At 32.5% G+C, this 14,215-nt stretch carries 12 protein-coding genes; 6 read left to right on the top strand and 6 right to left on the bottom strand.

Translation table 11 applies throughout. The annotated features are described in order from the left end of the window. Nucleotides 1-37 precede the first annotated feature (37 nt). Entirely contained in the window at nucleotides 38-877 is an 840-nt protein-coding gene (locus tag GM3708_RS15355) for a leucine-rich repeat domain-containing protein (RefSeq protein ID WP_066348761.1), read from the bottom strand. 187 nt (nucleotides 878-1,064) lie between these two features. On the opposite strand from GM3708_RS15355, the gene cobQ reads away from it, so the two are divergent. Further along, on the top strand, nucleotides 1,065-2,552 hold the full coding sequence (gene cobQ / locus GM3708_RS15350; RefSeq protein ID WP_066348760.1) for a cobyric acid synthase CobQ: 1,488 nt from the start codon (nucleotides 1,065-1,067) through the stop codon (nucleotides 2,550-2,552). A gap of 576 nt (nucleotides 2,553-3,128) precedes the next feature. On the opposite strand, the gene GM3708_RS15345 is transcribed toward cobQ, so the two are convergent. Both GM3708_RS15345 and apcB read right to left on the bottom strand, forming a co-directional pair. Continuing rightward, nucleotides 3,129-4,217, bottom strand: coding sequence for an AbrB family transcriptional regulator (locus GM3708_RS15345; RefSeq protein ID WP_066348757.1), 1,089 nt, complete (start codon nucleotides 4,215-4,217; stop codon nucleotides 3,129-3,131). 137 nt (nucleotides 4,218-4,354) lie between these two features. Beyond that, nucleotides 4,355-4,867: an allophycocyanin subunit beta gene (gene apcB / locus GM3708_RS15340; protein ID WP_066348754.1), complete on the bottom strand. Its 513-nt coding sequence runs from the start codon at nucleotides 4,865-4,867 to the stop codon at nucleotides 4,355-4,357. 278 nt (nucleotides 4,868-5,145) lie between these two features. Here apcB and GM3708_RS15335 point away from each other — a divergent pair, with 278 nt between their 5' ends. Next, nucleotides 5,146-6,312 (top strand): HhoA/HhoB/HtrA family serine endopeptidase, encoded by a 1,167-nt coding sequence (locus tag GM3708_RS15335; RefSeq protein ID WP_066348753.1) that lies wholly within the window; start codon nucleotides 5,146-5,148, stop codon nucleotides 6,310-6,312. A gap of 215 nt (nucleotides 6,313-6,527) precedes the next feature. Here the strand turns inward: GM3708_RS15335 and GM3708_RS15330 are convergent, their stop codons facing one another. Continuing rightward, nucleotides 6,528-7,172 (bottom strand): ribonuclease HII, encoded by a 645-nt coding sequence (locus GM3708_RS15330; protein WP_066348752.1) that lies wholly within the window; start codon nucleotides 7,170-7,172, stop codon nucleotides 6,528-6,530. Nucleotides 7,173-7,341: 169 nt separating this feature from the next. Next, nucleotides 7,342-9,426, bottom strand: coding sequence for an Rne/Rng family ribonuclease (locus GM3708_RS15325; RefSeq protein ID WP_066348751.1), 2,085 nt, complete (start codon nucleotides 9,424-9,426; stop codon nucleotides 7,342-7,344). 1,119 nt (nucleotides 9,427-10,545) lie between these two features. On the opposite strand from GM3708_RS15325, the gene psaC reads away from it, so the two are divergent. From psaC to GM3708_RS15305, 4 genes are all read left to right on the top strand, one after another. Beyond that, entirely contained in the window at nucleotides 10,546-10,791 is a 246-nt protein-coding gene (gene psaC, locus GM3708_RS15320; protein ID WP_002764973.1) for a photosystem I iron-sulfur center protein PsaC, read from the top strand. Between the two features lie 111 nt (nucleotides 10,792-10,902). Then, nucleotides 10,903-11,292, top strand: a complete 390-nt coding sequence (locus GM3708_RS15315) for a RidA family protein (protein WP_066348750.1) — start codon at nucleotides 10,903-10,905, stop codon at nucleotides 11,290-11,292. A 105-nt stretch (nucleotides 11,293-11,397) separates the two neighbouring features. Further along, a complete protein-coding gene (locus tag GM3708_RS15310) occupies nucleotides 11,398-12,555 on the top strand; it encodes a sugar phosphate nucleotidyltransferase (protein ID WP_066348749.1) in 1,158 nt (385 codons plus the stop codon). A gap of 83 nt (nucleotides 12,556-12,638) precedes the next feature. Beyond that, a complete protein-coding gene (locus tag GM3708_RS15305; protein WP_066348748.1) occupies nucleotides 12,639-13,607 on the top strand; it encodes an RluA family pseudouridine synthase in 969 nt (322 codons plus the stop codon). A gap of 134 nt (nucleotides 13,608-13,741) precedes the next feature. On the opposite strand, the gene GM3708_RS15300 is transcribed toward GM3708_RS15305, so the two are convergent. Then, a complete protein-coding gene (locus GM3708_RS15300) occupies nucleotides 13,742-14,092 on the bottom strand; it encodes a phenylpyruvate tautomerase MIF-related protein (protein ID WP_066348747.1) in 351 nt (116 codons plus the stop codon). Nucleotides 14,093-14,215: the final 123 nt, after the last annotated feature.

Here is a 14,215-nt window from a genome sequence, read left to right as displayed (position 1 = left end):
TGCTGATAATTTTTTATTGTCAATTATTAATACTAATTTATCTATTACCAATAAAACAAAGGGCTTGTTTATTATTTGGACAAAATTGACGAGATACAGGATTGTTATGAATATACAGTTGTTGTAAATTATCTAAATTAAATAAAGATTCTACATTAGAATTAGTAATATTATTATTATTAAGAGATAATTCTTCTAAGTTTTTAAGTTTAGTTAAAGGAGTCAAGTCAAAAATTTTATTGTTATCCAAATATAACTCTTTTAAGTTGGTTAAATCTTTTATCGGCTTTAAATCCTGAATCCGATTTTCTTTCGCATATAATTGTTCTAAATTAGTTAAATTTTCAATCGGTTTTAAATCACTAATATTATTTTGATTTATATATAAAGTTTTTAAATTAGTGAGTGAAGATAAAGGCTCAATATCATTGATTTGGTTATCACTCAGATAAAGTTTTTCTAAATTAGTTAAAGATTTTAGTGGGGTAATATCTGTTATTTGATTATGACCAATAATTAATTTTTTTAAATTAGTTAAAGAGTTTAAAGGAGTAATATCACTAATTTCATTATCATATAAAGTTAACTCGGTTAAATTGACAAAACTCGTAAAAGGGCGTAAATCAGAAACACCTTGACTGCTAATATTAATAGTGAAAATTTTGGGCACAATTTCCGCCGCCTGTTGACAATTTTCTACTTTTAAAGTCTTGATAATAACATTAATAGTCTTTTGAGTAGCCGTTGGTAAAGATTCTTCTTGACGACACCAATCACTAAAACTGATTATTTTTGAACTAGTTTGAGCTATTGCTGATGAATAAATAGTAGTAGTTAGTGCGAAACTAAATATTAAACTAGATTTTAAGAAAAACATTTTATTATTTTTGTATGGCAAATCGATAATGAATAAAAAGATCCTAACTGAATCTTTGACCTTTAGAATAAACAATAAATATTTACTCAATCATTTTAATCTTAATTGTGACATGACTTTGTAAATTGTCCCGACACCAACTTTTTTCATCATTAGTAAAACTTAATTATTCATCTTTAAAATATAAATGAAAGCAATAATGGTAGTGGGAACTACATCCCATGCAGGTAAATCATCTCTTGTTACAGCTTTATGTCGCTTATTATGGCGTAAAGGTTGGTTAGTTACACCCTTCAAAGGGCAAAATATGGCATTAAATGCCTATGTAACCCCAACAGGAGGTGAAATTGGTTATGCTCAAGCACTACAAGCCTGGGGAGCAAAAACCACACCTAGGGTAGAAATGAATCCCATTTTACTTAAGCCTCAAGGTAACATGACATCTCAAGTAATTATGAAAGGAGAAGCTGTGGGAGTTACTAATGCTAAAGAATACTATCAAGATTATTTTGATAGAGGTTGGAAAGCGATTACAGAAAGTTTAGATATCTTAGCCCAAGAATTTGACTTAATCGTTTGTGAAGGTGCAGGTAGTCCAGCAGAAATTAATCTTAAACACCGTGATTTAACGAATATGCGAGTAGCAAAACATCTCAATGCGTCAACTATTCTCATTGCCGATATTGAAAGAGGTGGGGTTTTTGCTCATATAGTCGGAACTTTAGCATTATTAGATCCCGATGAACAATCATTAATTAAAGGCATCGTTATCAATAAATTTAGGGGAGATCAAAGTATTCTAGATCCAGGTATAAAATGGTTAGAAGAATATACCAAAATTCCTGTATTAGGTGTGATTCCTTGGTTTGAATCTGCTTTACCCTCAGAAGATTCTCTCGGATTACTTGATCAACCTAGCAAAAAGAAAAATCATGAGTTGAAAATTAATATTATCAAATTACCTCATATTTCTAATTTTACTGACTTTGATCCCCTAGAAGCGGAAAATAGTGTTTTAATTGAATATATCGAACCTCATCAAACCCTTGGTTATCCTGATGCTGTTATCATCCCCGGCACAAAAACCACCATCCCAGATTTAAAAATTCTCGAAGAAACAGGCATGATGTCACAAATAAAAGAATATGCTGACTCTGGAGGTACTATTATAGGTATTTGTGGTGGATTTCAAATGTTAGGACATCAAATATTAGATCCTGAACATCTTGAAGGATATGATCCCGTTTGTCAAGGATTAGACTTATTACCCATAAAAACCACTTTAAAACCTGAAAAAATCACTCGTCAAAGAGAAGTTGCCGCTAACTATCCTCAAAAAGCTCTTCCTGTAGATGGTTATGAAATTCATCAAGGCTATACCGAATTAATTCCAGCTTTAAGCAAACAAAGAAAAATCCGCTATTTTTCACTATTTGATGATGATACCCTTGGCTTAGTCAATGAAATACAATCTATCTGGGGTTGTTATCTTCATGGCATTTTTGATAATGGTGCATGGCGCAGAGCATGGTTAAATAATTTAAGACAAAAGCGAGGTTTATCATCATTACCCACTGGTATCAATAATTATCGCCAACAAAGAGAAGAATTACTCGATTCTCTGACAGATTTAATAGAGCAACATCTAAACTTAGATCCCATTATGAAGGATTAGTTTATAATTTATCAGCAGAAAATAAAAAGTAATTTTTTATGGTCAATCATGAAGAAATATTACAAAATTTATTTTTTAGTAGCCTAAAGAAAAAAAAAGATTTATATTGTTATTAGGTACAAAAAAAGGAAAACAAAAATCTTTTATTCAAGTGACGTTAGGGTTTGTGCCTTCTGCTCTGATTGTCTTTGCTAATCTTCTGTCGAAACTGTGACTTCTGAGATGGTTTAGCTCGACTGTTGTGGTTGTAGTGTAAATAAAAATCAAAAGAAGAGGCGTTTCTGAGTATAAGGTAGTTAATCACTACTTATTTGAGTTCCGTTTGTTGGGTTAAATTCTGAGATGTAATTCACGAATACTCAAGCCACAGCTAAAACTAGATTTGATTAGTGATTTTGTGTAAACTTTTAGCAACTCAATTTTTTTGAGGTAAGTTTTTGAATCTTAATTCATCCAATATAAAATAGCCCACCTGATTTCTATGGTGGGTTTAATTTTGTGTGAATCAATATTTAATACTGGATTTGTCAAACAAAGTATCAAAAATAGAATTTGATGAGAAAATAACCTCATTCATTATTCATTAGTGTTTGTTTGTTTAATTAAAGAAGTCGCTATAAAAGGACTTAAACTTAAAATTAATAACATTCTCGTCATTTGCATGGTTAAAACAAAACCAGAATTTCCTCCTAATTCAATGACTGTAGCCATCATCGCACTTAATCCACCCGGAGTTGATCCTAATAAAGCGGTTAAAGTATCTACTTTTGTTACTAAATGAAACCAATATCCTACTAGACAACAAACCGTAATCAGAATTATGACTAAAGCTGTTTCTAACAATACGGCTTTGAATAACTTTTGTAAAGTTTTGATTTCAAATTTCACCCCAATGGATAATCCTAATAATAGTAAACCTCCTCGAAAAATTGATACTGGCAAAGTGATTTCGTAAGGGAAAAAACAAAAAAGTAGTAAACAGCTAAAGAAGGGGGCAAGAAATAAATTTGAGGGTAATTTAATGATTTTACCAATTTGAACACCTATAAAGGCACATAAAGCGATGATAGTAATATTTATCGGTAGAGGTAGAGATGGCAATAAATGATGATTCTGAGAAATTATTTGAGTGGGAATTGAGGGAATTTCTGTAATATAAAAACTAGCAATAATGGGTACTATAACTGATACCATTAAAATTCTCAAATATTGTAAAACAGCAACCACAATGGCATCTGCACCTATATCTTCACTCATCGCTACTAAACTAGGTCCAGCTCCGGGAGTGCACCCTAAAAAACAACTAGGTAAGTCAAGTTCAGAAAATTTATATATTACATATCCATTAAATAAACTGAAACTAGCTGTAACGATTATACAGATTAATAAAGGGAAAAAATAATTTTGTGCCGTTGTTAAAGTTTCAAAAGAAAAACGACTGGCAGTAAAAATGGCTATTATTGCTTGTCCTGTAATGCTGAAAAATTTTGGTAAAGATTGAGCTTCTTTTTTTACCATTGCCCATATTAAACCTAAAATCATGGGAATTAATAGCCATGGAATGGGAAAGTTTAAGCGATCGCCAATAAAAGTAAAAACAATAGCGAAGAAAAAAAGGGCAATAATTTCAACAATATTCCCATAACTAAAATTAGAAAAGTTCATCTAATAATTAACCATTAACAATGAATAATGCAATACTCAATAGATACAAAAAGATAAACTAAATTAAGTAGATCTTTATTATGATCTATATCGTTCAAAGGTTGATTAATTATCCATTGTCAATGGTAGATAAAGATTTAGATAGAAACTTCGCTCAATTCACGAGTAAGATGGTCAAAAGGTGCATCAACAAAATCAACATTGTTAATTCCTGCTTCTAAAGCCATTTCCTTAATCATTTCTTTCATGATTTGAATACCCCGTACAGTGGGAGAAATAGGTACACCAAGAGAATTATAAGTTTCTCTCAAACCTTGTAAAACTCTCTCATCTAAAACAGTATTATTACCTGCTACTAAAGCATAACTAGCATAGCGAAGATAATAATCCATGTCTCTTAAACAAGCAGAGTAACGACGAGTGGTATAAGCATTACCACCTGCTCGGATTAATTCGGGAACTTCTTCAAATAATTTTCTTCCAGCATTTTTAACTAACTCAGGGGAATTAGCATTAATAATGGTAGCAACTTGAAGTCTAGTAGTGCCTGATTGATAATAAGATTTGATGGAATCTATAGCGTCACGATCTAAATAACGACCGGAGACATCATAATTTTTAATTAAATTAGTTACAGCATCTAGTAACATTTTTTTCTCCCAAACAAGATTTTTATGAGTAACTTAAAGAGTTATTTATGATCTTAATATGATCTTGAAATCCTCGCCAATGGCAAAGGGATCAAGATTTAGAGTTATTCACAGATATAATCAATCATTGTTATTAGGGAAAACACTACTGCTTAACTATCTAAAGGAAAAGACGGCTTCCCTATACAATAAAAATTATAAACTGCGAAACTATTATCTTATTTCTTAACGTCTGTTGATAGGAAAAGTATAAAATCTTTACATCTACCTTAATATCTATGAATATTCGCAAATCTATTAATCAATTTTTTTCTCATTTAGTTGCCTTATTGATGGGAGTTGTCATCGTTTTTAGCGCAATTAATCCATTAACGGCAGAAGCTCAAGTTAATAATAATGTTGTTGCTCAAGTTCCCGTAGCTTTGACTGAAGATAGTTTTATCGCCCGTGCCGTAGAAAAAACTGGAAATTCAGTAGTCAGAATTGATACAGAAAAGGTAATTACTAGATCAATTGATCCTATTTTTGAAGATCCTTTTTTTCGCCAATTTTTTGGAGATCAATTTCGTAATCGTATGCCTCAAGAAAGAAAAGTTACTGGTTTAGGTTCAGGTTTTATTGTTGATAGTCAAGGAATTATTTTAACGAATGCTCATGTTGTCAGTGGTGCAGATAAAGTTACTGTGACTCTCAAAGATGGAAGAATTTTTGAGGGGGAAGTTAAAGGTAGTGATCAAATTACCGATTTAGCGGTGGTTAAAATTAATTCTCAAGGACAAAATTTACCTGTTGCTTCCCTCGGTGATTCTTCTAACATCAGAGTTGGTGATTGGGCGATCGCCGTTGGCAATCCCATTGGTTTAGATAATACCGTCACATTGGGTATTATTAGTACTCTGAATCGTCCTTCTTCTGAAGTAGGCATTTTAGATAAAAAAATCGACTTTATTCAAACGGATGCCGCCATCAACCCAGGAAATTCAGGAGGACCACTTTTAAATGCTCAAGGAGACGTAATTGGCATCAATACCGCCATTCGTGCCGATGCTATGGGTATTGGTTTCGCTATTCCTATCAATCGAGCTAAAGAATTACAAACTACTTTAGTGGCAGGAAAAGAAGTACCTCACCCTTATGTTGGTATTCAAATGGTAAAAATTACTCCTGAATTAGCCAGAGAAAATAACAAAGATCCTAATACTACATTTTTGATTCCTGAAATTGAAGGTGTTTTAGTGGTAAGAGTTTTACCTGATACTCCTGCGGAAACTGGTGGTATTCGTCGAGGTGATGTCATCATTAAAGTTAATAATCAACCCATAAAAGATGCTAATCAACTACAAAAATTAGTAGAAACGACTGGTATTAATCAAAATCTCAAATTTGCGATCGTACGACAAGATCAAAAATTAGAATTAACGATTAAAACTGCTCAAATGAGATAAAAGAAGAAAGAAAAATCGTGAAGACGAGACAGGTGAATAAGTTGACAAGAAAAATCTGATTGCCCATTGCCTGACTTCATAAGAGTTGTCGATTACCTGTTAAGCTAAGACCCATATAAGTTGCATATTATGTTGTTATGGATAAATCAATAAATCTTCCCTGTCTTCTAGTCTCCTAGTCTTATCTTCATCAGTAAATATAAATGCGTTTGAGCTTACTTATTCTCCTCTTTTAGCTGACAAGGAGAAAATGACAATCGATGGAAAGGGGTTACACCATATTTTTCAATGGCTTGTAAATGCTTTTTTGTGCCATATCCTTTATTATTTTTAAAATCGTATTCGGGATATAGCTGGTCATATTCCATCATTTTTTGATCACGATAAACTTTAGCTAAAATACTCGCAGCCGCAATAATAGGCGATCGCAAATCACCTTTAATCAGAGCTTGTTGAGGATATTTTAATTGAGGTAATAAAGCATTACCATCAACTAAACATAAACTAGGAATAACTGATAAATGTTCAATAGCTTTAGTCATAGCTCGTAAAGAAGCCTGAAAAATATTAATCTCATCAATAATCAAATTATCAACTGATGCAATATGATAATCCTTGACAATCTCTCGAATTTGGGGTGATAAAACCTGTCTTTTTTTCGCCGTTAATTTTTTACTATCTGTGACTCCAATATTTTCTAACTTATAAAAATCATCAAAAGGCAACACTACAGCACAAGCTACCACTTCACCAAATAAACATCCTCTACCTACCTCATCAACTCCTACAATTAAGGCAGAAGGATCATTAATAAAGGTATCAACACAAAAATTAGAGATGGTATTTACTATTTTTTTCATGTTTATAGTATATTGCTAGTTTAAAACTTGTGTGTTGTATTTAATGTAGAGTGGGCATTGCCCACAAAAAATCACAATATAGTGTAGTGTTCAAACCTCATAAAAATAGTTGTTCTGCATAAGTTATCAAGCTTTTATAAAAAAACTTTCAATAGATTTAAAAGCTAAACTACTCACTTGTGACAACAGTAGATGTACGACGACGACGAGTTCTTACCACAGGGCGATCTTGTTCTAAGGCTTCCTTAATAATAGTTTCTGAGATGGTTTCAGCCTCAAGACTATTGTTAAGAGAAAAAGAAACTTCTTCCTCTATATCATCAATTTCTATGTCATTATCATTATTATTTTCCTCTAACCTTTCTGATTCTGACTCTAACAATTCTGAAGAGAATATTTCTTCTGATTCTTCATTTTCCAGAGGAGAAGGAACTATATCGGTAATAACTTCGAAGAGTGGATTTTCGGAAATGTCTTTATCAGACTGATAAACTGAATTTTTGGAAATATCTTTATCAGAGCTATCTTGAGAGGAAAAATCATCAGGAATATTAGATTCATCATTTTCAGAAGAAACATATATTAATACAGACTTAGGATCTTTAAATTCTTGCCCTAAATGAATCAAAGGAGAAACCCCCATTAAAGCATAAATATCTTGCTCTGCTGGTGTCATTTTCACCACAACTTTTTCCATCTTACTTTCATCTCGTCGGGGAGTACGAGGTAAAACAGCCCGTTCTTTTCTTTCAGGTTTAGTCTCCGATTCTGTAACAATACCATTACTTGCTACTAAAATTGGTTCGTCTTTACCACCAGTTTCTCGACGACGGCGGCGACGACGAGTACCATTTGTTTGCTCTTGATAACTAGGATGATTGATTAATTCAAGATCTTCTTGTTCATTATTATAATCTTCTAAGAAAGTATTTTTATCTTCTATTATGGTTTTTTCAGGGTTTTTATTAACAATAATTGGTTGATAATAACTAGGTGGCAACGATTCAACTTCATGATGATGACCGGGTAAATGTGCAACTAAACCTAAACCGCCACAATGAGAACAAGGTTGACCAAATAATTCATAAATGTTTTTCCCTTGACGTTTACGGGTTAATTCCACTAATCCTAACTCTGATAATTGAGCAATTTGTGGACGTGCTTTATCAGTTTTTAAGGCTCGATTAAAATGCTCTAATAACTTTAATTTGTCACGACGAGAATCCATATCGATAAAATCAACAATAATGACACCACCAATATTGCGTAACTTTAACTGACGAGCAATTTCTCCAGCCGCCTCATAATTTGTCCATAAAACCGTTTCCCTGGAAGTGGCAGAGTGAGTAAAAGAACCGGAGTTAACGTCAATAACAGTTAGTGCTTCTGTGGGTTCGATGATAATATAACCTCCAGAAGGTAAATCAACTCGTGGTTTTAAGGCTTCTTTAATCGCTGCATTAACTCGAAAATAATCTAAAATCGGACGAAATTCTTGATGATAATCTATAACAACTCCTTCAGGATGTTTCCCTCCTCCCCAATTCATTAACTGTTTTTTGACTCGTTTAACACTTTCTTCTGAATCAACAACAATACGATTAACTTCATCAGCATACATATCCCTTAGTACTCTTTGAATAAAGTCATCATCTCGATTAAGTAAAGCAGGAGGATTAATTGAATTAGCATCTTGTTGTATTTTTTCCCACTGTTTTTGTAATAATTCTAAATCTTCAATAATAGCTTCCTCTGGTGTTCCTTCAGCTTCTGTGCGTACCAACAATCCCATTCCTGCTGGTTTTAATAATATTGCTAAAGCTCGTAAACGATTACGTTCATTATCATTTTTGATTCTACGAGATAAACTAACCCCTTTACCATAAGGCATCAATACCAGATAACGACCCGGAAGACTAATATTTCCCGTTAAACGAGGGCCTTTTGAACCAGTAGGCTCTTTCATTACTTGGACTAATACAGATTGTTGAGGTGATAATAATTCAGTAATCGCCGCAGAGGTTTTTCTTAATCTTAAAGGACCTAAATCAGTTACATGAATAAAACCATTTTTTTCTGCATCCCCGATGTTCACAAAAGCGGCATCTATACCTGAAATTATATTTTCTACCGTACCTAAATAAATATCTCCTACCTGTTGATTTCCTGTAGCAACTACTAATTCTTGAATTTGATCCTCAGCAAATACTGCCGCTATATGATTTTTTTCTGCAATAATAATTTGTTTTGGCATTCAATTCCCTCAAAAAAAATTTATAAAAGTGTTATTATTCCTTATGGCTTTTTACATTTTGTTTAACTTGATAGAGTCACTATTTTTTTGACCACATTTATTACTTACTTATCAGCTGTAAATTCAGAGATTCAAACCTTCAAGATAAAATTTTCCCTAAATTATCCATAGCATTTCTCAAAATCCTAAGATACTGAATTATTTATCTAAAAGCTTTTATACAATCAGTATTTTCGTTTTGAGTTCGGTTATATCTATTGATCATGATTTACTCAATAAAACAATTCTACATTTATGTCTTAATCTTATAAATATTGAAATCACTGTTTCTTAAGACTGATGGAAATTTAAAGATCTGGTTTTATCTTTGTTATAAATCTCTATTATTAATTAAGAAAAATATGTAATTATTCATAGTCTCTATCAATTCTTTTGACATTAATTTATCTCAAGAATAAAAAAGTAAGTCAAACTTTTATCGTCTATAATCTTAAGACTTTTATTATTAATCAATTTGTTATTTATTGCTTTGATAGTGGTGTATAAGTAGTGATAAACAAGAACAGAAGAAAGTTAAACAGTAAAAACCATAGCTGTAAAACTCACGATTAAAGTGATTTACGATTGCTTGTTTTCTGTTGCCTATCTCCTGCCTTCACCGAAAATCAATACTTTTACAGGAATACTATTGCTTTTTACTTTAGCCATAGCAATCAAACTTTGGTTAGACTCATAATAACGCTTTAGGCGTAGTATGTCATTTAGATTCATGAAATATTGGAATTAATTGTTTCGGTCAAACAAATATCTTTATTTAATTTTAAGATAATTTGGAATATGTTATCCCTAAGCTGTATCCTTTTTCGGAATAAGTGCAATTATAACAAAAAAAGTACCTACGAACAATTATAACGGAGTTTTTCTCTTGCTATGATTACAAATGATTGATTTTTTGACAATACCATAGAGTTGAGTCTATGTTCTACGACTATACTAATAATAATTGTTACAGAGTTTGAAGTTATATATCAGAAAAGGTGACGGAGATTATATACTGCGGTAAAGTAAACCTTAAATTGAGAAATCATTGATAAAAATTCAGTAAGGAGTCTTTATTTTATGTCCCATAGTGTAAAAATTTACGATACCTGTATCGGCTGTACCCAGTGTGTTCGTGCTTGTCCTCTTGATGTACTAGAAATGGTACCTTGGGATGGTTGTAAAGCTGCACAAATTGCGTCCTCTCCCCGTACAGAAGATTGTGTTGGCTGCAAGCGTTGTGAGACTGCTTGTCCTACCGACTTTTTAAGTATCCGTGTCTATTTAGGTGCGGAAACCACCCGCAGTATGGGTCTGGCTTATTAAGAAACTCGTATATAATACTAGCAACTGTTGTCATTTTCTTGGCAGCAGTTATTTTTTAAGTCCTAAGTCATCGATTGATTTATTGTTTATTTTTAATTATTTATTTTTACCGTGAGTACCAAAAAAGTTATTTATACTAAAAATGCTCCTTTTCCTTTAGGTCCTTATAGTCAGGCTATCGCAGCTCAAGGAGAATTTATTTTTATAGCAGGACAAATTCCTCTAAATCCCGAAACAGGGGAAATAGTAGGAGATGGAGACATTACAGCTCAAACCAAGCAAGTAATGAAGAATATTGAAGGTATTTTGATAGAAGCGGGAGTTCAATGGTCAAATATAGTTAAAACAAGTGTTTTTCTCAGTGATTTAGCTAACTTTACTCCAATGAATCAAGTTTATAGTGAATACTTTTCCGAAAATCCCCCCGCACGAGCTTGTGTAGAAGTATCTCGTTTACCAAAAGATGTTTTAGTTGAGATAGAATGTATTGCAGTTAGATAACTAAGAATTTCTCCTATCCCCTAATTTTTATTGTTCATTGCTTTTAATGTTATCTTTAGGAATGAATTTATTATCCTTATTTTTATTTATAATCATTAACACATTATGAAAGCAATGATTTTAGCGGCGGGGAAGGGAACTCGTGTACGTCCTATTACCCATACTATTCCAAAGCCTTTAATACCTATTTTACAAAAACCTGTAATGGAATTTTTGGTGGAATTACTCCGTAAACATGGTTTTAATCAAATTATGGTTAATGTAAGTCATTTAGCTGAAGAAATTGAAAACTATTTTCGGGATGGTCAACGCTTTGGAGTTGAAATCGGTTATTCTTTTGAGGGAAGAATTGTTGATGGAGAATTATTAGGAGAAGCTTTAGGTTCGGCTGGAGGCTTAAAAAAAATTCAAAAATTTAATCCTTTTTTTGATGATACTTTTGTCGTTTTGTGTGGTGATGCGTTAATTGATCTCGATTTAACAGAAGTTGTTAGAAAACATAAAGAAAAAGGTGCGATCGCTACTGTCGTTACGAAATCCGTACCTAAAGAAGAAGTTTCTAGTTATGGGGTAGTTGTCACTGATGAAAATGATCGAATATTGGCATTTCAGGAAAAACCATCAGTAGAATCAGCTTTAAGTACTCAAATCAACACTGGTATTTATATATTTGAGCCTGAAATTATCGACTATATACCTCCAGATCAAGAATATGATATTGGAAGTCAATTATTTCCGAAATTAGTAGAATTGGACTTACCTTTTTATGCTGTTAACATGGAATTTGAGTGGATAGACATCGGAAAAGTACCAGACTATTGGGAGGCGGTAAGATCTGTTTTAAAAGGTGAAGTAAAAAACGTACAAATACCCGGAAAAGAAGTTCAACCCGGAATTTATACTGGTTTAAATGTATCTGTTAATTGGGATAAAGTGGAAATTACTGGTCCTGTATATATTGGCGCAATGACTCATATTGAAGATGGAGCAAAAATTGTTGGTCCAACGATGATTGGTCCTAATTGTTGGATTTGTGAAGGTGCAACCGTTGATAATAGCGTAATCTTTGAATATTCTCGTCTTGGGTCGGGAGTTCGTTTAGTTGATAAACTGGTATTTGGTCGTTACTGTGTAGATAAAACTGGTACTGCTATTGATGTACAAGCGGCTGCCATTGACTGGTTGATAACGGATTCTCGTAAAGATTTAGGAGATAATTCCAAAAGTGGAAAAATTATCCCAGATTTAGTTAATAGCAAATAAATAATTAGGGATTAGGAATTAAAAGTTAGAAAAAATCAATTTACTTATTTTTTAAAATTTGCGTTTAATCTTATTTAAAATTTGTGCTTAATACAACATCATCATTATTTTTAGAAAATTCTCAAGAATCATTAACTGTTACAACCACAGGAGAAAGGATTGATGTCTGGTTAGCTGATCATTTAGCAAGTTTGTCTCGATCACGTATTCAAAAATTAATCGAAGATGGGCAAGTATTACTTAATAAGTCTATTTGCACCCAAAAAAAGACAATTTTAAAAGAAAATGATCAGATAGTCGTTCATATTCCTCCTCCTGTCGAATCTTCACTCATTCCTGAAGTTATTCCTTTAGATATTCTTTATGAAGATGAATATTTGATTATTATTAATAAACCAGCTAACTTTGTGGTACATCCTGCTCCCGGACATAGCAAAGGAACTTTAGTTAATGCCTTATTAGCTCATTGTCCTGATTTACAAGGTATAGGTGGTGTTGAACGTCCGGGGATTGTTCATAGGCTAGATAAGGATACCACAGGGGCAATCATGGTGGCTAAGACAGAGCCTGTCTTACATAGTTTACAATCTCAAATAAAGGCAAAAACAGCAACTCGTGAATATTTGGGGGTTGTTTATGGATCTTTTTCAGCAGAATCTGGCATGATTGATTTACCCATTGGCAGACACCCAGCAGACGGGAAAAAAATGGCGATCGTACCTGTAGAGAAAGGAGGTAGAGAAGCCGTTACATATTGGAAGGTAAAAGAAAAACTAGGAAATTATTCTCTTATTCATTTTACATTAGGAACGGGACGAACTCATCAAATTCGAGTCCATGCTAGTCACCTCCGACATCCCATTTTGGGTGATCCTTTGTATAGTGCTGGTCATTTTGTAGGAGTCAATTTAACTGGTCAGGCTTTACACGCTTTCCGATTAACTGTAACTCACCCCATCACTCAAGAAAGAATTGAGGCGATCGCACCTTTACCTTTAGAGTTCGAGACACTTTTACGGATTTTAAGAGAAAAATCAGGAAATAAACAATAAATATTCCCAAAAATAAAAAATAAATTTATAAATATTACTTTACTATACCTAGAAGTTTACAACTGATTAGCTAACGCCTCTGAAAATCTCATATAGTAGGATTACTGTATTTATTTTTTGTGATCAATTAACCATTAAAAAGTAGAACTATTCCAACCCCACATTGAACCTTTAGCATCAGTAAATTCAATATAAATACGGTTTTTTGCTATGGCTAAATTATCATTAATTTCTTGACAAAAATCTTGACTCATTGCTTTAGTTTGATTAGGATTCATTGTACCAACACTTTTTATTTTTACATAGCAAACAGGCTCAAAAGTTCCTGCAAAACTCATGATAACATCAGATTCAAAAGCTGTCATAACATAAGATTCAGGTTTTCCTAAATGTTTGGCTAATTTACCTGATAAGCTACTTAATAAGTTTTTTACTTTTGCTGAATCTGGGGTAGAGATAGAAGTTTGAACTTTAATTAAAGGCATGAATTTATAACGTTATTAAAATAATTTTTGATCTAAAATATTCAATTTTAATCCTCAATCATAATTTTGTCAATTAATTAAAACTAATTTTGTTTTTACTATTATATAATGAAATTTATTCAC

It is taken from the genome of Geminocystis sp. NIES-3708, from assembly GCF_001548095.1.
GTDB lineage: Bacteria > Cyanobacteriota > Cyanobacteriia > Cyanobacteriales > Cyanobacteriaceae > Geminocystis.
This window is presented reverse-complemented; position numbering and strand designations above follow the sequence as displayed.

What these genes read in the sequence shown, in the direction of transcription:
- GM3708_RS15330 (WP_066348752.1), bottom strand. Translation starts at nt 7,172, where the DNA reads ATGAAAAAAATAGTAAATACCATCTCTAATTTTTGTGTTGATACCTTT.
- GM3708_RS15300 (WP_066348747.1), bottom strand. Translation starts at nt 14,092, where the DNA reads ATGCCTTTAATTAAAGTTCAAACTTCTATCTCTACCCCAGATTCAGCA.
- apcB (WP_066348754.1), bottom strand. Translation starts at nt 4,867, where the DNA reads ATGTTACTAGATGCTGTAACTAATTTAATTAAAAATTATGATGTCTCC.
- cobQ (WP_066348760.1), top strand. Translation starts at nt 1,065, where the DNA reads ATGAAAGCAATAATGGTAGTGGGAACTACATCCCATGCAGGTAAATCA.
- GM3708_RS15355 (WP_066348761.1), bottom strand. Translation starts at nt 877, where the DNA reads ATGTTTTTCTTAAAATCTAGTTTAATATTTAGTTTCGCACTAACTACT.
- GM3708_RS15310 (WP_066348749.1), top strand. Translation starts at nt 11,398, where the DNA reads ATGAAAGCAATGATTTTAGCGGCGGGGAAGGGAACTCGTGTACGTCCT.
- GM3708_RS15325 (WP_066348751.1), bottom strand. Translation starts at nt 9,426, where the DNA reads ATGCCAAAACAAATTATTATTGCAGAAAAAAATCATATAGCGGCAGTA.
- GM3708_RS15335 (WP_066348753.1), top strand. Translation starts at nt 5,146, where the DNA reads ATGAATATTCGCAAATCTATTAATCAATTTTTTTCTCATTTAGTTGCC.
- GM3708_RS15345 (WP_066348757.1), bottom strand. Translation starts at nt 4,217, where the DNA reads ATGAACTTTTCTAATTTTAGTTATGGGAATATTGTTGAAATTATTGCC.
- psaC (WP_002764973.1), top strand. Translation starts at nt 10,546, where the DNA reads ATGTCCCATAGTGTAAAAATTTACGATACCTGTATCGGCTGTACCCAG.